18 protein-coding genes are annotated in these 17559 nt (G+C 56.4%); 7 read left to right on the forward strand and 11 right to left on the reverse strand.

Annotation, left to right across the window (positions count from 1 at the left end):
* Positions 1 to 2: 2 nt before the first annotated feature.
* The 8 genes from LC531_RS19040 to LC531_RS19075 form a co-directional block, all read right to left on the reverse strand.
* Entirely contained in the window at positions 3 to 530 is a 528-nt protein-coding gene (locus LC531_RS19040) for a KdsC family phosphatase (protein ID WP_223653116.1), read from the reverse strand.
* Positions 531 to 652: 122 nt separating this feature from the next.
* Positions 653 to 1459 (reverse strand): SDR family oxidoreductase, encoded by an 807-nt coding sequence (locus LC531_RS19045; RefSeq protein WP_223653118.1) that lies wholly within the window; start codon positions 1457 to 1459, stop codon positions 653 to 655.
* On the reverse strand, positions 1456 to 1755 hold the full coding sequence (locus tag LC531_RS19050; RefSeq protein WP_223653119.1) for a MafI family immunity protein: 300 nt from the start codon (positions 1753 to 1755) through the stop codon (positions 1456 to 1458). Before LC531_RS19050 ends, LC531_RS19045 begins: the two co-directional genes overlap by 4 nt.
* Positions 1755 to 3056 (reverse strand): aminotransferase class III-fold pyridoxal phosphate-dependent enzyme, encoded by a 1302-nt coding sequence (locus tag LC531_RS19055; protein ID WP_223653120.1) that lies wholly within the window; start codon positions 3054 to 3056, stop codon positions 1755 to 1757. The genes LC531_RS19050 and LC531_RS19055 overlap by 1 nt, the downstream gene beginning before the upstream one ends.
* A gap of 134 nt (positions 3057 to 3190) precedes the next feature.
* The gene (locus tag LC531_RS19060) at positions 3191 to 4144 is read right to left on the reverse strand and encodes a transketolase family protein (RefSeq protein WP_223653121.1); all 954 of its coding nucleotides are present in this window, start codon (positions 4142 to 4144) and stop codon (positions 3191 to 3193) included.
* 146 nt (positions 4145 to 4290) lie between these two features.
* Positions 4291 to 5181 carry a transketolase gene (locus LC531_RS19065; protein WP_223653122.1) on the reverse strand — a complete coding sequence of 297 codons (891 nt, stop codon included), beginning with the start codon at positions 5179 to 5181 and terminating at the stop codon, positions 4291 to 4293.
* A gap of 105 nt (positions 5182 to 5286) precedes the next feature.
* The gene (locus tag LC531_RS19070; protein ID WP_223653123.1) at positions 5287 to 6081 is read right to left on the reverse strand and encodes a cytidylyltransferase domain-containing protein; all 795 of its coding nucleotides are present in this window, start codon (positions 6079 to 6081) and stop codon (positions 5287 to 5289) included.
* Between the two features lie 94 nt (positions 6082 to 6175).
* Positions 6176 to 7258, reverse strand: coding sequence for a hypothetical protein (locus LC531_RS19075; protein ID WP_223653124.1), 1083 nt, complete (start codon positions 7256 to 7258; stop codon positions 6176 to 6178).
* Positions 7259 to 7424: 166 nt separating this feature from the next.
* Here LC531_RS19075 and LC531_RS19080 point away from each other — a divergent pair, with 166 nt between their 5' ends.
* Positions 7425 to 9107 (forward strand): sodium/sugar symporter, encoded by a 1683-nt coding sequence (locus LC531_RS19080; protein ID WP_223653125.1) that lies wholly within the window; start codon positions 7425 to 7427, stop codon positions 9105 to 9107.
* A gap of 252 nt (positions 9108 to 9359) precedes the next feature.
* Here the strand turns inward: LC531_RS19080 and LC531_RS19085 are convergent, their stop codons facing one another.
* Positions 9360 to 10100 (reverse strand): helix-turn-helix domain-containing protein, encoded by a 741-nt coding sequence (locus LC531_RS19085; RefSeq protein ID WP_336245525.1) that lies wholly within the window; start codon positions 10098 to 10100, stop codon positions 9360 to 9362.
* Between the two features lie 73 nt (positions 10101 to 10173).
* On the opposite strand from LC531_RS19085, the gene LC531_RS19090 reads away from it, so the two are divergent.
* The 6 genes from LC531_RS19090 to dnaB all read left to right on the forward strand — a co-directional run bounded on the left by LC531_RS19090 (position 10174) and on the right by dnaB (position 14093).
* A complete protein-coding gene (locus LC531_RS19090) occupies positions 10174 to 10416 on the forward strand; it encodes a hypothetical protein (protein ID WP_223653127.1) in 243 nt (80 codons plus the stop codon).
* 2 nt (positions 10417 to 10418) lie between these two features.
* Complete coding sequence (locus LC531_RS19095; RefSeq protein WP_223653130.1) at positions 10419 to 10766, forward strand: hypothetical protein; 348 nt, start codon at positions 10419 to 10421, stop codon at positions 10764 to 10766.
* Positions 10763 to 11143 carry a hypothetical protein gene (locus tag LC531_RS19100; RefSeq protein WP_223653131.1) on the forward strand — a complete coding sequence of 127 codons (381 nt, stop codon included), beginning with the start codon at positions 10763 to 10765 and terminating at the stop codon, positions 11141 to 11143. Before LC531_RS19095 ends, LC531_RS19100 begins: the two co-directional genes overlap by 4 nt.
* Before the next feature lie 74 nt (positions 11144 to 11217).
* Positions 11218 to 11799 carry a hypothetical protein gene (locus LC531_RS19105; protein ID WP_223653133.1) on the forward strand — a complete coding sequence of 194 codons (582 nt, stop codon included), beginning with the start codon at positions 11218 to 11220 and terminating at the stop codon, positions 11797 to 11799.
* Positions 11796 to 12656, forward strand: coding sequence for a DUF1376 domain-containing protein (locus LC531_RS19110; RefSeq protein ID WP_223653135.1), 861 nt, complete (start codon positions 11796 to 11798; stop codon positions 12654 to 12656). The genes LC531_RS19105 and LC531_RS19110 overlap by 4 nt, the downstream gene beginning before the upstream one ends.
* A 6-nt stretch (positions 12657 to 12662) precedes the next feature.
* Entirely contained in the window at positions 12663 to 14093 is a 1431-nt protein-coding gene (gene dnaB, locus LC531_RS19115; protein WP_223653138.1) for a replicative DNA helicase, read from the forward strand.
* 320 nt (positions 14094 to 14413) lie between these two features.
* Here the strand turns inward: dnaB and LC531_RS19120 are convergent, their stop codons facing one another.
* Both LC531_RS19120 and LC531_RS19125 read right to left on the reverse strand, forming a co-directional pair.
* Positions 14414 to 15154 (reverse strand): hypothetical protein, encoded by a 741-nt coding sequence (locus tag LC531_RS19120; protein WP_223653140.1) that lies wholly within the window; start codon positions 15152 to 15154, stop codon positions 14414 to 14416.
* Positions 15151 to 17511 (reverse strand): hypothetical protein, encoded by a 2361-nt coding sequence (locus LC531_RS19125; RefSeq protein ID WP_223653142.1) that lies wholly within the window; start codon positions 17509 to 17511, stop codon positions 15151 to 15153. The genes LC531_RS19120 and LC531_RS19125 overlap by 4 nt, the downstream gene beginning before the upstream one ends.
* Positions 17512 to 17559: the final 48 nt, after the last annotated feature.

A 17559-nucleotide genomic window follows, 5' to 3' on the forward strand; every position in this document is an offset into this window, starting at 1 on the left:
TGCTATTCCGGGCCTTCATCCACAGAGGCCCTACCCCCCTGGCAGCTGATAATCAGCTCGGCTACCTCGCGGAAAGCGCCGTGGCCGCCCCGCGCCCGGCAGCGGTAGTCGGCCGCCTCGCGGGCAAAAACGGTGGCATCGCCGGGGCAGGCAGCCAACCCCACCAGCCCCAGAATAGGCACGTCGTTGGTATCATCGCCGATAAAGGCCACCTGCTTGGCCGTGAGGCCGGTGCGGGCTAGAATCTCAGCCAGCAGCGACGCCTTGTCTTTAATACCGAGGTGCAACTCGCTGATTTTGAGTTTTTCGGCGCGCTTCTGCACCGAAGGCGAGCGCTCGCCGGTGACGATACCTGTTTCGACACCCACGGCCCGTAGACGCTCTACGCCCATGCCATCGCGAATATTGAAGCGCTTAAGCACTTCGCCGCTTTCGCCGTAATACACGCCGCCGTCGGTCAGCACGCCATCGCAATCGGTGAGGACGAGCTTGATGCGGCGGGCTTTAGCGGCTAGTTCAGCGTGCTTCATGTAAGGATTTGGTGAAATTCTATCTGAAATTAATACGAAATCGGCAGTAGCTTGGACTTTGCGGTCTGCGCATGACGGCGTTAGGCCGTGACACGACATGCGACCTCGCAGCGGTTATGCTGCTAAATGGCCGTCCAGCCGCCGTCAACCACCAGGTTGGCACCCGTCATATAAGCCGAAGCGTCGGAGGCCAGGAACACTACCGCGCCCTGATAGTCGGTGGGCGCGGCCATGCGACCAAGCGGCGTTTTGGCGCTGTACTGCTTCACAAAAAAGGCGTCCTGGCTATTCTCTACCCCCCCTGGCGAGAGCGTATTTACGCGCACGCCCTTGGCACCCCAGTAGGCCGCCAGGTAGCGGGTGAAGTTCACGACCGCGCCCTTCGTGGTGGGGTAGGACGGTGATTTATAGAAGGTTTGCTCGCCGGCCTCGTTGCGGTAAATGCTCTGGTCGGGCCCCACGAGGCCGTAAGTGCTGGCCACATTAATAATAGAGCCGTGGCCCTGCTCGGCCATCGGCGTGCCGAAAACCTGGGCGGCCAGAAACACGCCCGTCACGTTCACCTCCAACACCTGCCGAAACGTGGCCACCGGAAAATTCTCAAACTTGCTGAGGTCGGCGGCCATCGCCGGGTTCTCAAACATGTCGTTGATGGCGGCATTATTCACCAAAATATCGATGTGACCGAATTGCCTGATAATGGTATCGCGCGCAGTAGTCAGCGACTCGGGCAAGGTCACGTCTACGGCGAGGGGTAGGTGCACGGCGCCGGGTAGGCTAGCGGCCACCTCGCGAGCCTTGTCGAGGTGCAGGTCGGCTACTACTACGTTGGCGCCGGCCAGGGCCAGGGCTTCGCAGTGCTTCTGGCCAATGAGGCCGCACGCGCCGGTTACGATGGCGGTTTTGTTGGTTAGGTCGAAGAAATTCACCTAATTAATTCTTTAATAAAATTAAACTGTTGTTCAGGAGAGTCTAAGGCCTCTGCCACGGCTTTTACCTGTTGGTAATACTGCTCGGTTATTGAGATGCTGTACTCATACAACTGCACCACCAAAATATCGAAAGCACATTCATGCTCAGCATACTCAAGCATGTCGTTAACATTCGCTATGTCCCTGTTTGGCAAGCCAAACGCTTGTGCTTCATCGACCAATACCTTTAGTGCTAGGTCAAGATTCAAGCGTTTGGCTCGCCTTTCAAAGCCAAGCCAGCTTAATAAACCCATTATTTCACCTTTACCGGCGCGGCATTGGTCACCTTGCGGAACACGGCTTCCAGCGGCTCGCCTTCCAGGCGGGTGCTCACGTCGCCTTTCTCGATGGCGTCTTTGAGGAGGGGTAGGACCTCGCCGTAGGCGGCCAGGGTTTTGGCCACATCCTCGTCGGTGTGCGAGAAGCTCATGTTGTGGAAACCACCCCACAGAATGCCGCGCTTGAATAGCTCCTGCTGCACGTACGCCTTGGTTTTCAGGGGGTTGCCGGCGCTGGCATCGAAGGTGACGATGCTGCGGCAGTCGTAGCCGTAGCACTTGGTATACTGGCTCAGGCCAAGGTCGGCGGCGATTTTGTTGTAGCCTTCCTTCAGCTTGTTGCCCTGGCTGGCCAGGAACGCGGGCACGTTTTTCTCGCGCATCTCGCTGATGGTAGCGATGGTAGCCGCTAAGCTCAGCGCTTCGCCGCCAAAGGTGGTGAAGAAAAACACGTCCTGCTCAAACAGCTGCATCACGTCCTTACGGCCCGTGAGCAGCGCGATGGGCATGCCGTTGGCGCAGGCTTTGGAGTACACCGCCAGGTCGGGCTTGATGCCAAAATACTCCTGCGCGCCGCCGAGGGCGATGCGGAAGCCGGTCCACATCTCGTCAAAAATCAGCAGCGTGCCGTTTTCCTTGCAGAGGCGGGCCACTTCGTGCAGGAAGTTGTCCTTGGGCGCATCAAAAATGAACGGCTCCAGGATGACGCAGGCCACATCGGGCGTCAGCATTTCCTTGAACGAGTCGAGGTTGTTATACTCGAAAGCGCTCACTAAGTCCTTGCTTTCCTGCGGAATACCCTTGTCGCGGCTCGTGGTACCAATGTACCAATCGTGCCAGCCGTGGTAGCCGCAACACAGCACGTCCTTGCGGCCCGTGAAGGCGCGGGCCACGCGCACCGCCGCCGAGCACACGTCGGCCCCGGTCTTACTGATGCGGATGCTCTCGGCGTTCGGGATAATCTCGTGAATCAGCTCGGCCACCTGCACTTCCAGCTCGTGCATCATCGAAAACGTGATGCCATCTTCGAGTTGCGCCCGAATGGCGTCGTCCACGCGGGGGTAGGCGTAGCCGAGGCTCAGCGGGCCAATACCCATCTGGTAGTCAATGTATTCGTTGCCATCAACGTCCCACACGTGCGAGCCCTTGCCGCGCTTCACGTACTTGGGTGCGGCACCTTTGGTGTACTGGCCCGGCCCCTTAGCGAGGGTTTGGGTGACGGGGGTCATGATTTTCTGCGCACGAGCGTAGAGGTCGTCGGATTTCTGGAAATTCATAAGACTGGATAGGCAATCAGAAATTAAAAAAGAACGTCATGCAGACCAAAGGGAAGCATCTCGCATGCTAGCGTTAGGAACCCAACGGGGCGGGCGAGATGCTTCTCTTCGGTCTGCATGACGTTCACTCAAAACTACTCGGCAAATACGTTTTCGACCACCTTGGTTTTGGCGCCGAAGGTGTGCTCCCCATCGCCCAGCCGCTCGCCGATGCGGCGGGCAATGTGCTGGCCGGTAAAGCCTTCGTATTCGAGCACTTCGCTCAGCAGGCCGGGCTTGTACCAGCGCTCTTTTAGGGCCAGCGGCAGCACTTTGGCGGTGAGTTCATTAGCTAATAATAGCTCGGCCAGGATGGAGTAGAGGCCGCCGGTCTGAAAGTGGTCCTCCACCGTTACGACGAGGCTACCCCCCTTCACTACCTTGAGCACAGCCGCTTCGTCTAGCGGCTTGAGGCTGCGCAGGTTCACAAGGCCCACCGAGTAGCCGGCTTCGGTGAGCAAGTCCCTGGCAATCAAGGTTTGCTCGAAGAGCATCCCGTAAGTGAGGATAGTAACGTCAGTGCCTTCGGCCACGATTTCGGCTTTGCCCATTTCATACGGCGCGTGCTCGTAGGTGGCCGGGCGGGTGTTCACGCGTAGGTAGGCGGGGTCGGGCGAGGCCCAGATGGCGGGCAGCATGACCAGCATATCCTGCTCGTCGGCGGGCGCGAAAACCGTCATGCCCGGAATGCCGCGCATGAGCGATACGTCCTCGATAGCCTGGTGGGTAGGGCCGTTGCCATCCGACAAAAAGCCGGGCACGAAGGCGCTGATTTTCACCGGCAAGTGCGGAATGCCCACGTCGGTGCGGATAAACTCAAATGCCCGCAGCGTGAGGAACGTTGCCAGCGCGTGTACCACCGGCACGCGGCCGCGCAGGGCCAGGCCGGCGGCAGCGCCAATCATGGTTTGCTCCGTGATGCCGGTGTCGATGAAGCGCGGGCCCAGCGGGCCGGGCAGGTTGCGGATAAGGGCGCGGTTTTCGGCCGTCATCACCAGCAGGCGCTCATCGGCCAAGGCGGTTTCGTGGATAAGCTGTTCGTAATTCATTTCTTAATGACGTAAGAGCTGTTTGTCCTTACGAGCGCAACGCAGTGGAGCGCGGCAATCTTTCCTGGTCGTTCGCTTCAACTAGTTTACTAACCCAACGTGAAGGAAAGATTGCCGCGCTGCGCTCGCAAGAACAGACGAATTAATTATCTAACAGTGAGCGTTTCGCTGGTGAGTATGGTGGCTTCCTGGCTGTGCAACTCTTTTAGCAGTTCTATCACCTCGTCGCTGCTGAAGTTGCAGAACCAGCGGTCGGCGCGGCGCTCGATGCTGGGTAGGCCGCGGCCGCGCACCGTGTCGCAAATAATGACGGAAGGCTTGTCCTGGCTGAAGGGTAGGGCGGTGAACGCGGCTTCTAGCGCGGCGAAATCGTGGCCGTCAATGCGCTTCACGACCGCGCCGAACGCCTCGAACTTGGGCGCTAAGGGCTCCAGCGGAATGAGGTCTTCGGTGGCAATGTTAGCTTGGAAGTGGTTGCGGTCCACCACGATAGTGAGGTTATTTACTTTATGGGCACTGGCTACCAGCAGGGCTTCCCAGCAGGTGCCCTCGTTGAGCTCGCCGTCGCCGGTTATCACGATGACTTTCTGGTTTTGGCCGCGCATGCGCGCATCGAGGGCCACGCCCAGCGCCACGCTCGGCAGGTGGCCCAGCGAGCCCGAATGAAACTCGACGCCCGGCACGCTGCGATTGGGATGCCAATAGATGGAGTCGTTGGATTTCAGGTGGTTGGCCAGCCGTTCCTTAGGCATGAAACCCAGCTCGGCGAAGGTGCCGTAGAGGGCTGGCACGTCATGGCCTTTGCTGAGGAAGAGGTAGTCGCGCTCGGGGTCCGTGAGGTTGCCGGGGTGCACATTGAGGAAGTCGGCGTAGAGGTACACCAGCAGGTCGGCGCAGCTCAGCGAGGCACCGGTGAAGCAGCCGCCATCGGTGCTCAGGCGCACAATGTGCTCGCGCACGCGCAGGGCGAGGGCCTTTAGTTCGTCTTGTTTTTCGGAGGTCATAAAATCGTTGTCATGCAGAGCGCAGCGAAGCATCTCGCGTGCAGCAGTAAACTCAATTGGTAACCAACGAGGCAGGCGAGATGCTTCGTCGCTGCTTGATGCGCAGAATGCTCTGCATGACGTTCTCTTTACTACTTACTACAATTGCTTTGTGCTGCCCGCGTCCACGGTTTTCAATTCGTTCAGGTGATTGCGGTACCAGTTCACGCCGGCCAGGTTAGCATTTAAGGCGTAAATGTCCGGCCTTTGTTTTAATAATGTCAGCACATCGGTCAGCCCAAAATAAGGATTAGCGGGATAAAGTGCTTCGTACACGGCTTTTATAAACTCATAATCAGCCGGATAGTCGATGGTGAAGCGGTGCGACATCGAGTAGTCCAGGCCCGTTTCCCAAGTCACGTTGGCCAGTCGGAAGCGGTCGGGATTCTCCCAGAAGAAGGGGGTAGTGTGCTCGCGCTCTAAGGGGCGGCGGGCCTCGCGCCAGGCCGTTTCGAGGGCCGCGAAGGTCATGGCCTCCACGTCGTTGCCGTCGGGGTAGGTGGCGGAGTGCAGGTTGCTCACGAAGTCGTACTGGCCCTTAGTTTCGGCAAAAAAGCCCAGGACTTTATCAATGATGGCCGGGTCGATGAGCGGGCAGTCGCTGGGAATTTTCACTACCCCCTCCGTTTCGCCGAAGTGCCGCGCGGCCTGATAGTGGCGGTCGAGTAGGTCAAGGGCGCTGCCGCGAAATACTTCAATACCATACTGTTGGCACATAGCGGCCAGGGTATCATCGCTAGGGTCGTCGGTGGTGATGACGGCCACGCGGCCGGCCAGCCGCGCTCGCTGCACGCGCTCGACCTGGCGCACCAGCAGCGGCCGGCCTACGAGGTCGAGGCTGACTTTATCGGGGAGTCGCGAGGAGCCGCGCCGGGCCTGAATGAGGGTGAGCATATTGGCTATCAATCGTTGGTATGCTTTGGTTGGTATCCGCTTGCCGACGCATCCCGCTCGCATACTCTTGGGCAGTAGTTAAGGAAAATACGTGCTACCCCACGCGGCTTCGCGGGACGGGCACCGGATGAGCATGATGTTCCTTTTTGATTTCGGCAAGTTGATACTGCTTCAAAAAAGCCGGCCCGGACCCCTTAAACCGGCCAAACTGCAGGCAAATATCGGCGATGCGCTCGGCGCTGATGCCGCCGTTCTGGACGGGCAGCTTGCGCTTCAGGTCCTCCACATCGAAGTACGAGTGCACCGGAATGCCCAGCGTCAGGCCCACATAAGCTACTGTGCTGTACTGCGTTACTAATTCCACCGAGTTGGCAATCATTTCCTCCGTGTTGCCGCTGGTGTAGATGAGCGTGCCGGGCGGGGCGTAGCGCCGCACCTCGGCAGTGGCGCGGGCCATATCCTCATTGGGGTGAAACTTGAAAATCATGGGCCGGCCGGCCGCGATGCGCGTGGCGTGGCGAATAAACTTCGGGCGGTTGTCGCGCCGGAAGGTTTCGCGCATGTCAGTGGTGGCCACCAGCACATAGCCACGGTGCGGAAAGTCATTATTTCGCAGCTTCTCAATATCGTCGAAATTAGGAATGCCCGTGACGATAATCTTCTCCTTATTAACCCCTATTTTGTTGAAGTGCTCGGCATAGCCGGGCGAGGCCACGCAATAAATGTCGCAGCAGTTGTTCATGCCATTGAGGGCGGTGCTGATGGTGAGGATGGGGAAATTGGTGAAGCGCTTCACCAGCCGCGCCCACAGGTTAAGCGGGTCGGTCATGCCCTCCTGCACGAATACCGACTTGGTGGTTTTCAGTAGAGTCCAAGGTACCACAATATCGGAGCAGCACACGATGAGGTCGTATTTGTGGCGCAGCTCGCGGTTTTCGAAGTCGCGGCGCAGCTGGTGCAGCTCGATGTAGCGGTCGGCTTTCTCTTTTATCAGGCCCTGCACGATGGTCTTGTCCAGGATGTTGTGGCGCAGCAGCCACTCGTAAAAGCCGCGCATCCAGCCATCGTAGTACAGCTGGCTAAAGTAGGGTTCGTATTCCTCTTCGAGTAGCTGCGCCACCCGGTGCATCTGGGTAGTCTGGTTGGGCGAGCCGATGAGGTACAGCGCTTTTTTCACTGGCGGAAAGTAGGTATGCCTACAAAAATACAACGGCGGCCGGATGGTAGGCGGCCAGGTGGCACGGGCATGCCCTACCCCCGGTTTTTTCCTAACACAATCGATTGCATAGCCCAGCTAGCAGATATTTTCCCTACTTTCGTTGCTCATTCGTTTTTCCCGCCCTATGCACAAGCTGGCTACGCTCGATTACATCGTCTTTTTCGTCTACTTTCTGATAGTTGCCGGCTACGGCATCTGGATTTATAACCGCAAGACGGGCCATGACGGTACTATAGAGGGCGATTCCAAAGATTACTTTCTGGCCGAGGGCTCGCTCACGTGGTGGGCTATCGGCTCGTCGCTAATTGCCAGCAACATCTCGGCCGAGCAATTTGTGGCCATGTCGGGCTCAGGCTTCAAGATGGGCCTGGCCATTGCGGCCTACGAGTGGATGGCAGCCGTGACGCTCGTCATTGTGGCCGTGTTTTTTATCCCGGTGTACCTCAAGAATCGCATCTTCACGATGCCGCAGTTTCTGCACCAGCGCTACAATGGTACGGTAGCCATGATTATGGCCGTGTTCTGGCTGCTGCTCTACATCATTGTTAACCTGACTTCGATTCTCTACCTCGGGGCCATCGCGGCCAGCACGGTATCGGGCCTCAACCTCAATTTTTGCATGTATGGAATGGCGTTTTTCGCCATTATCATCACGCTGGGCGGCATGAAAGTGATTGGCTTCACAGACGTTATCCAGGTGTTCTTCCTGATTATGGGCGGCTTGGCTACCACGTACTTAGCCATCAACCTGGTATCGACCCACTACGGCACCACGGGCGTGTTCAACGGCCTGCACCTGATGTACAGCCAGGCTAACGACCACTTTCACATGATTTTGCACCGCGACAACCCGAGCTACATCGACCTGCCGGGCATGACAGTATTGCTCGGCGGCCTCTGGATTGTGAACCTCAACTACTGGGGCTGTAACCAGTATATCACGCAGCGCGCCCTGGGGGCCGACCTACCTACCGCCCGTAGCGGCATTCTGTTCGCGGCATTTCTGAAGCTGCTGATGCCCGTGATTGTGGTGCTGCCGGGCATTGCAGCCTACATTCTCTACAAGCAAAACGTGTTTGGCAGCGGCGAGTTCTTGCAGGGCGGCGAGCTAAACCCCGACCGGGCCTACCCCGTGCTACTCAACATCTTGCCGGTGGGTCTCAAGGGGTTGTCATTCGCGGCGCTCACGGCGGCCGTGGTGGCCTCGCTGGCCGGCAAGGCCAACTCCATTGCCACCATTTTTACGCTCGATATTTATAAGAAGGCCATCAACCCGAATGCTTCGGAGAAGACGCTGGTGACGACCGGTAAAATCGCGGTGGTGGTGGCCATGCTGTTAGGCGTAGTGATTGCCCCGCACCTGGGCATCGACAAGAAGGGCGGCTTCACCTACATTCAGGAGTACACGGGCTTCGTGTCGCCGGGCATTTTTGCCATGTTCATCCTGGGCTTTTTCTGGAAAAAAGCCACGTCGAGCGCGGCGCTGTTTGCCACCATCGGCGGCTTCCTGATGTCGGTGGTGCTTAAGTTTTTGCCCGGTTACGCCAACCTCTCTTGGCTAGCGCCCTTCGGCTTCGCGGTGCCCGTCAATGGCGTGTATGAGATTCCGTTTCTCGACCGCATGGGCTTCGTGTTCGTGTTCTGCATCTTAGGTATGGTCATTATCAGCCTCATCGAGCACGCCCGCGGCGTGAAAACTAATGGCCTGGAAATCGACTCGTCGATGTTCCGGCCCAATAAGACGTTCACGGCTGGTGCGGTGCTCATTCTGGGCGTTGTGGTGGCGCTATACTCGATATTCTGGTAGGCCCACGCCACGGACTGAGAAACAAAAAGCACCCACTACAGCGGGTGCTTTTTGTTTCTCTACGAATGCTTTCAACAAGGTTAATATGGAAACGAAGAATGCCCGCCGATAAGGGCGGGCATTCTAAGCTTTAGCGCTCCCTCCTGGGAACTAAATTAATGCCAAATCAGCCTGAAAACGCTGTTTTTACCTATTTCGCCCTGGTTTCCGCCCTGCCGAAATAAATAACAGTCTAAGCTAAAAATTTCTCCCTTACTCCACCCTACCTCGGATAATATCGATGACTTTCCACAGCCCGCGAATGTCCTCCCCGGCTATTGTCAGGCTGCCGGCTTTGGGGTTATCAGAATGAAGCGTAAGCTGCCGCTTCGTCAGCAGGTCGTTATCCTTAATCCGTTTCACGGTTAGCTGGTTGGCGAAGGCCACTACGTACACGCCACTCACGGCGTACTTCACATCGGCTATCTGAACCGGCACTACTGCTACCTGCATACCCGGCCGTAGCTGCGGCTCCATCGAGTCGCCGTCAATCTCGAATGCCAGCGCGTCACCCTTGCTTATCTCAGCGCTGGGGTTATAAATGCGTACCGTCTGGTAATGCCCGTAGTCGCTCTGGCTGCCTATCATATCCAGAAATCCCGCCCGCGCCGGCACTGGTATCAGCGGGCAGTCGATGTAGTCAACGTCCAGTAGCGGGCGCAACATCCGGGTGTCGCCGCCTACCGGGCTCGTCTCCTCCATCGGGCCTGTCCCAAACCACAGCCAGTCACGGCTCACCTCCAGCTTCCGAATAATAGTTTCCAGCACCTCATTGCTGGGCTGATGGCGGCCCCCTTCCAGCTGCGCCACCGTGGGCCGCGCAATCTCAAGCAGGTCGGCCATATTCTGCTGAGTAAGACCGCGTAGACGCCGAACCGTTTTCAAACGCTCACTCATACTCAGGTGAGGTACCGGCGTAGTCAGAATGGTTTTTTGGGGTTCAACGATATTCATTTTGCAACTTTTAGTTTGTTTTACCTACATTTGGTGTGTACTTCATACTCAAAGGTAACAGAGCAAAACTAAAATGCAACCACTTGAAACCAATTCCTCCCTGGCTGACCTGCGGGCCCTATTACCGCACGGGGCCATCTCGACCATCGCCCGGTCGCTGAATATGTCCCACGCGGCCGTGTCGAAGGCCCTGCAAAAGGCCAGGCCCGCTCACCCGGCCGTAGCCGAGGCCGTGCGGCTCATCAAGGCCGCGGGCAGCCAATCGGTACAGCACGACCTCAACCAACTGGCCAGCGCAGCTACCCCCACCCACTAGGTATGCCGCTTAATCTACACGAGGCCCCGCACGAAGCCACGGCCGCCCTCGACGCCGCGCTACTCAACTGCCCGCGCCCTACCCATTTCGGCGAGTACAGATTCGCTACTCCCCGGCAGCAGGAGGAAATCTACAAGCACCTGGGCACCCATTACCTGACAGAGTTAGAATACAAGTGGTTGCTCTTCAAAATCGTGGAGTTCAATACCGAAGTAGCCGACGAGGTAATCTGCCAACTGGCCCGCATCATCGATTACCGCCGGGCCCTGGGCCCGCTCCCAACACCACCCAGCCGCTACTACCCCGAGCAGCTACCCAAATTCGAAAAGCTTCGCACCTCCCGGCCATGACTGAGCTGACCACTACCACCGCCGACGGCCTGCACATCACCGTGCGGATGCCCGATAACCACGTATGGGTGCGTGAGTCGCTGGAAAGAGCCTGCGCCGCCGAGGCCCGCCGCCAGCTCGAAGCCGCCCCTACCCCCGACCCGGCCTACGCCGTGCCCCGCGCCGCCGCGCTGCTCGACCTGCACCCCGAAACCCTGCGCGACTACATGCGCCTGCCCGACGCCCACCCGCGCCGCCTGCACTACCTGCCCGGCGAGAGCAGCCGCGGCGACCGGGTGCTACTCTCCCAAATCCACGACTGGCAGCGCCGCAACCGCACCGACGCCGAGCCAGCGGCCGCCGCTGCCCCGCGCCGCCGGGGCCGCCCCCGCGGCTAGCCGCCGGGCCCCATCTCAGACCTATCACCACCACCCGGCAGCCTGCCCAGGCCGCCCGAATCCCTGTTTCCAAAATGTCCCAGCTACTCCCCATCGTGGGCCCCGACAGCCCGGCCAATTCCATTATCGCCATCCTGCGGGCCAAGGTCAAAGACCAGCACCTGACCTGCGAGTTCACCGAGCAGCGCGGCGAGGACGCGCCCGCCCGCAGCTTCGCCCTCACCTGCCAGGAACAGGTACACCCCGACCTGCCGCACGCCATTTCCCGGCTCACCCCGCACCTTTGCCTGCTTACCGAGCAGTTGGACGAAACGCCCGATTTCTGGCCCAGCGACGACGAGGAGCTACCCGCCCGCTTCGAGTCCTTTACCGTCACCGGCTTTGCGATGGGCAAAAACCAGGGCGGCGTTACCCTCGTCGGCCAGCGCGAGCTGACCGGCGGCCGGGTGCTCAATCTGGTCACGCCCTACCAGTCGTTCGACGACGAGCAAAGCAGCTACCCTTACGCCGGCCTGCTCGAAGCGACCCTGGCCACCGTCCTGGCCGAGGTCGAAGCGGCCCTGCGAGGCAAGTGCACCGATTACCGCCAGCTTGACCTGTTCGGGCCCGCTGCTACGGCCCCGGTGCCGGTGCTGCCCGTTTCCCCGATGGCATGAAGTCGCCCGCGTTCCAGCTCTATACCGGCGACTTCCTTAGCTCGCCCGACGTGCAGCTCATGGAAGCCCATGAGGTGGGCGCGTACTGTCTGCTGCTGTTCAATTCCTGGCAGTCCGACCGCCCCGGCTTCCTGCCCGACGACGAAAACCGCCTGCGCCGCACCGCCCGCCTCAACGCCCAGCAGTGGGCCGAAAGCCGCGACCTGCTGCTGGGCAAGTTCCCGCTGGCCCCCGACGACCCTACCCGCCGCTACAATCCGCGCCTGGCACAAGAGGCTGCAAAGCAAGCCGCTAAGCGTGAGCGCCTGGCTGCCAACGGCCGCAAGGGTGGCCGCCCCGCAAACCAATTGCTTTCCCAGGAAAACCAACTGGTTTACCAAAGTCCACCCGCCGCGCCCGAAAATCCACCCGTAAAGCAAAAGCTTTCACCGGCTAAGCAAAAGCTTTCCGGCAAAAAGCAATTGCCCCCAAAAGAGAAAGCAAATGAAAAGGCTTTCAACTTCAATTTCACTACTTCTAACGAAGTAGAGGGAGAGGCTGACGCCCCTACTCCCGCCCCCAAATCAGAGAAAAAGAAGGCTACCCCACCCACGCTGGCCGAGGTGCAGGCCTACGCCGCCGACCAGCACCCCGGCAGCGCCGATGCCCCGGCCGAGGCCGCCGCCTTCGTGGACCACTACGCCAGCAACGGCTGGCGCGTGAGCGGCAAAACCCAGATGGTCGACTGGCGCGCCGCCTTCCGCAACTGGATGCGCCGCCGCCCGCAATTCCAAACCGCCCGGCCCGGCGGCAGCCAGGCTACCCCAACCCGCGCCCGCACCGCCCCCAAATCCACCGACCCCACCCGCTGGAGCTAACTTCCTATGACCTCACCCAACCAAACCCGCCGGGTAGCCGAGCCCGCCCGCCGCGCTACCGTCTCCATTCCCACCGCCGGCCACCTGCCGCCCCAGGCCCTCGACTTGGAAGCCGCCGTGCTCGGCGCGGCCCTGCTCGAGGCCCCCGCCCAGTTCACCCTGCTGGCCACGCTCACCACCGAGGAAGTATTTTACCTGGCTGCCCATCAGCAGGTGTACCTGGCCATCCGCGACCTGGTGCAGGCCGGCCAGCACGCCGACCTGCTTACCGTAGTGGCCCAGCTACGCCACCGCGGCACCCTCGAACGCACCGGGGGCCCCGGCTTCGTAGCCGGGCTGACTACCAAAATCAACTCGGCTGCCCACCTCGAAACGCACTGCCGCCTGCTCCAGGAGCAGCACGCCCGCCGCGTCATCATCCGCGCCGGCACCGGGCTGGCCACCTACGGCTACGACGATACCCGCGACCCGCTGGAGCTGCTGGCCGACGCCCAAACCCACCTCACCACCCTGCACCGCACCCTCGAAACCCGCCCCGGCCAGACCGCCGCCGCCGCCTTCGCGCCCACCTTTGACCGCCTGGCCCAGGCTGTGCAGCAAAAAGGCCTGACCGGCATCCCTACCGGCCTCACCCAACTCGATGGCCTGACGGGTGGCTGGCAGCCCGGCGACCTCATCATCCTGGCGGCCCGCCCCGCGATGGGTAAAACCGCTGCCCTGCTTCACTTCGCCCGCACCGCCGCCCTCGACCACAACCAGCACGCGGCCATTTTCAGCCTCGAAATGCCCACGCTGCAGCTCATGCAGCGCATGATTGCCAGCGAGGTACCCGGCTACTCCAACTCCGACCTGCGCCGCGGCAACCTCCCCGGCGGCCTCGACCAGGTAGCCAGCATCCGCGACCAGGCCCAGCGCCTGCGCACCCACGGCCACCAACTGCACATCGATGACACGCCCGGCCTGAGCATTCAGCAGCTGCGCGCCAAGTGCGCCCGCCTCCACGCCCAGCACCCGCTGGGCCTGGTATTGGTCGACTACATCCAACTCATGCGCGGCGATACCAAAGGCAACCGTGAGCAGGAAGTAGGCAGCATCAGCCGGGGCCTCAAGGAACTAGCCAAAGAGCTAAACGCCCCTGTCATCGCTCTCAGCCAACTCTCCCGCGACGTAGAAAAGCGCGGCGGCGAGAAGCGCCCCCTCCTCAGTGACCTACGCGAAAGCGGCAGCCTGGAGCAGGACGCCGACTGCATCGTTTTCATGTGGCGCGGCGAGTATTACAACATTACAGAGTATGAAGACGGCACTGCTACTGCTGATACCGTGCTGTTCGACATAGCCAAACACCGTAATGGGGCCACTGACGAGGTAGTTGCTACTTGCTCGATGCGACGGGGCGTATTTAACGACTTACTACCAATCAGCAATTCAACGCAATAGACTTCTTTGGACGGAGAATTAAGTTTCAGCTATGGGCAATCTATTGAATTGTGGAATGCACAATCCTTGTCATCAGAAAAGTACTGCTCTGTGCCATTCGGTCCAACACAACAATATGTACGCCTAGGAGCAACCTTTATCAAGGCATTTTTTGAGGATGAACTAAGCGAAAAAGAATCTATCTGCAGGCCTGACAAATCAGGATGGCTTGATATAAAGGCTTCCATTACCTTCGTAAGGGCCTTTATTGCTTTGTGTTTGGCGCCTTGTTTTCTTTTCATTATTGAAAGACCTTAGGTAAAATAATGGTTAGACAGCAGCTATCTTTTATATAAAAAGACAGTTGTACTAGCAGTTGGGTCTGGAGCCCCAGGATTGGCTGTTGTAGCGGTAATCGTTAAGTCTCCTTGGTAATTGACCCCGCCAGGTGAATAACGGATACGTGCTATACCGTTTGCATCACTGCTTGCCTGCCGAATATTATTTACGAATGCTCCCGCAAGTGTAAGGGGTCCGGCAGGGTTACTGGGATAATACACGTTAAATATGATAGGTGTACCGACACTTGGCTTGCGACCGTTATCAAGCTTTACTGTAGCGGTAATTATGAGTTCGCTATTAATCCTGTTAGAGATAGCGAAAGAATCGACAGTAACAGTGATACTATTTGGATACGCGCGCTGAAAGGACACTAACGCCTTGTCCTTCGCGGTGATGCCATAAGCCTTTGCAGAAACAATAGCAGTCCCGACTGTGGTGCTGGTTAACTCTGCTGTAGCAGTAAAATTGTCGCTGGCCTCGCGGAGCACACTGTCCCCCTTGCCCTCTTTAAAGGAACCCAAAGTAGTTTTAAATACAACGGTTCGCTTTGCCCTTGTCGCATCGGAAGAGATGTGCGCTTTGATTTCAGTCGGTGTACTGCCATCAGCCGCGCCTGATACTGTAATATTATCCAGTGTAAGTAAGCTTGGGTCAGGATTATTGTATTTATCTGCTCTGTAGCACGTAGTAATGACCATGCATAGCAAAAGACCAAGTAGAAGAGAACGATGGATTTTCATAGCTTGAACAATGCACTTATGCCCCCAAAAAGGTCTTTAAGGTCGAGGTCAAGCGAAACTCCAATAAATGCAGACGCTGTTACAGGGCGACTGTCAGATAAAGGATTTGGGTCAACCTCCTTAAATAAAACGCTACCAGCCGTAATTCTTAAGTAGTTATTAAGCCGATACCCCAAGCCTATCAATAAGCTTGTTTTGCCAAAAAAATCTTCCCGTTGGTTCGTTATTGCCAACGATTTCAAAGTTAGCCCAGACATAAAAGATAAGTGATGACGTAAGCTCTTATGCTGAATCATACGCCATGGAATGTTTTTATCCATAGCGCGGAAGCCAATATTAAAACCAAGGTATGGTGACAGGTCCTTAGGGCCAAAAGACTTACTAAATGGCTCTTGACGGTCGAATATCGCGATGAAGCCAAAGTCCGGCATAATGCGAAGTTTGCTTTCGCTAACAAGATTAAGAATGGAACTAGACCCGACAGCAGCCAGCCTAACATCTGGTCCAATTAATTTCTTCTCTAACCTAGTTTTCGACGCCGCTTCTGCTTCAGCTATGGAATGTATATTCTGGGAAACAGTACTCAGGCCCAGTTTATAGGCCTCGATTTGTAGAATAAGCGCACCGATATCAGTGCTAAGCGCAGGTGTAAGAATTTGCACCTTTTTAATGAATTCAAGTGCGGTGTTTAAGCTGGCAATACTGGATTTTATATTGGCTTGTTGAAGTAGATATTCAGTAGGCTTAACAGTCTCAGGCAGGTTGGCTATAGAAGAAAGTCCCGCTGCAACTGCCTGCCGCCGCTTGTTGTCAGTTTCACCTAAAAATACAAGAGTATTAAGTAATTGCTCACGAACGGTTAAATCCTTTATGCCCTTATCCTCGCAGGGGCAAGCAATTGCACTTTGCATACAGTAGGTTAAGGGGCCATTTTTAAAACTAACCGCGTCTTGGGAAGTAAGAGCATTTGTTATCAACTGTTGCTTTACTTGAATGAGCGCGTAGTTTCCCATCACGCTGTTGTCAGCATCCAACCACTTACCATCGTATGCTTTCGCATCTGGCAATGCCACTACTTGGGTACCATGCTGCGAAAAGGTTAACTTACCCACATCCACCATTCCTAGAAAATTCGCTGGTTTTTGGGAGTCATATGCTAAAACTTGTACCAAATATGTCCCATCAGACGCCAAATCAATGCTGTTGCCTTTGGTGTCGAGTGTATTGAGAGTCAAGTGTTGGCCATCAGTGCTAATACGCGGCAAAATGTCGGCAACAACCAGCGTACTATTAGGTTTGTCAGGGTCGTATTTATTAGTAAAGGGTAAATTACCAAGTATACTCTGATAACGACGAGGTGAAGAAGCTGAAGGCGGAGCGGATAAAGCCTTCAAATCATTTGAGTTAGGAGGTGGTGAAGCGACGGGCGAGAAAAATAATTTGTATTCAGGAACAATCTGTGGCCGACTAACATCAATTTGGTAACTTACATGATTATTGTAGGCATCAAAATGTATTTGAAAAGAGTAAAGAGCATTAACAAAATCATCAAATGATTCATAATCATTTGATGTTAGTAAATTTTTGAGGAACAGTTTATTTGGATTTTGGTATCTATTAATAATATTTCGACGATGCAATAAAGCGGCCTCATCAAGCGAACCCATTCTGGTAACAGCATTAGGCGCAGCAGTCTGTATTACAAAAATAAGCTGTCCTATTTCTAATAGTGTTTGGGCATCTTCACCGTTGGGCGTCAAAAGTAGAATTTTATATTCTCGTCCTGGCTCAAGAGGAGGAACGTCGAGCGTAATTTCAGTATGGTTTCCCTTTATTATTGTCGTAACTCTCTCAGATTGTTGAGCAATCAGACCATTGCCTTTTTTGAAATCTTTATAAGGAAGACTTTTGCGCTCTTTTCTACGCTCCTTCCAAGTTTGTTTATTGTGCAAGTAAGAATAATAGTCTCGTCGCTTAACTTTTAAATTGCCTTGAGCATCAACTGGAATGACAACAAATCTATCAACTTCAACGCGTCCAGGCAGAATGCATTTCAAGTAAAAGCATTGGTCAAATGGCATTGGCTGGTTTGCAGAGAAGGAAATAGTATCGCTATCAATCCGGCTGCTTCGGGGACATGGTGCGCCCACAGGCACTATAACGTACTGTGCCTTCGCTGTGAAAGCAAGTGCACTGAAAACGCATAGTAATACTGAGAGGCTGGTGAAGTATTTATTTAGATTCATGCTATATAAACAAGTTGTCAGAAGCACGCTACTTATCAGGATTGTAACACCTAGTATCGCTTTTGCAGACGCTTCGGCTGAATAATTACCATACTGCTGCAGTTTAGGCAAAACAAGTGTTTTACCTCTGTATTCGCATCAGTGTCAGCACTGAATTTG

Origin of the sequence: Hymenobacter psoromatis (genome assembly GCF_020012125.1) — a bacterium.
Taxonomy (GTDB): domain Bacteria; phylum Bacteroidota; class Bacteroidia; order Cytophagales; family Hymenobacteraceae; genus Hymenobacter; species Hymenobacter psoromatis.

Excerpts from the sequence above, each read along its gene's own strand:
- LC531_RS19060 (WP_223653121.1), bottom strand. The coding sequence starts at position 4,144 with ATGAATTACGAACAGCTTATCCACGAAACCGCCTTGGCCGATGAGCGC.
- LC531_RS19095 (WP_223653130.1), top strand. The coding sequence starts at position 10,419 with ATGCCGCTTAATCTACACGAGGCCCCGCACGAAGCCACGGCCGCCCTC.
- LC531_RS19050 (WP_223653119.1), bottom strand. The coding sequence starts at position 1,755 with ATGGGTTTATTAAGCTGGCTTGGCTTTGAAAGGCGAGCCAAACGCTTG.
- dnaB (WP_223653138.1), top strand. The coding sequence starts at position 12,663 with ATGACCTCACCCAACCAAACCCGCCGGGTAGCCGAGCCCGCCCGCCGC.
- LC531_RS19085 (WP_336245525.1), bottom strand. The coding sequence starts at position 10,100 with ATGAATATCGTTGAACCCCAAAAAACCATTCTGACTACGCCGGTACCT.
- LC531_RS19040 (WP_223653116.1), bottom strand. The coding sequence starts at position 530 with ATGAAGCACGCTGAACTAGCCGCTAAAGCCCGCCGCATCAAGCTCGTC.
- LC531_RS19090 (WP_223653127.1), top strand. The coding sequence starts at position 10,174 with ATGCAACCACTTGAAACCAATTCCTCCCTGGCTGACCTGCGGGCCCTA.
- LC531_RS19120 (WP_223653140.1), bottom strand. The coding sequence starts at position 15,154 with ATGAAAATCCATCGTTCTCTTCTACTTGGTCTTTTGCTATGCATGGTC.
- LC531_RS19110 (WP_223653135.1), top strand. The coding sequence starts at position 11,796 with ATGAAGTCGCCCGCGTTCCAGCTCTATACCGGCGACTTCCTTAGCTCG.
- LC531_RS19070 (WP_223653123.1), bottom strand. The coding sequence starts at position 6,081 with ATGCTCACCCTCATTCAGGCCCGGCGCGGCTCCTCGCGACTCCCCGAT.
- LC531_RS19065 (WP_223653122.1), bottom strand. The coding sequence starts at position 5,181 with ATGCTTCGCTGCGCTCTGCATGACAACGATTTTATGACCTCCGAAAAA.
- LC531_RS19080 (WP_223653125.1), top strand. The coding sequence starts at position 7,425 with ATGCACAAGCTGGCTACGCTCGATTACATCGTCTTTTTCGTCTACTTT.
- LC531_RS19105 (WP_223653133.1), top strand. The coding sequence starts at position 11,218 with ATGTCCCAGCTACTCCCCATCGTGGGCCCCGACAGCCCGGCCAATTCC.
- LC531_RS19100 (WP_223653131.1), top strand. The coding sequence starts at position 10,763 with ATGACTGAGCTGACCACTACCACCGCCGACGGCCTGCACATCACCGTG.
- LC531_RS19055 (WP_223653120.1), bottom strand. The coding sequence starts at position 3,056 with ATGAATTTCCAGAAATCCGACGACCTCTACGCTCGTGCGCAGAAAATC.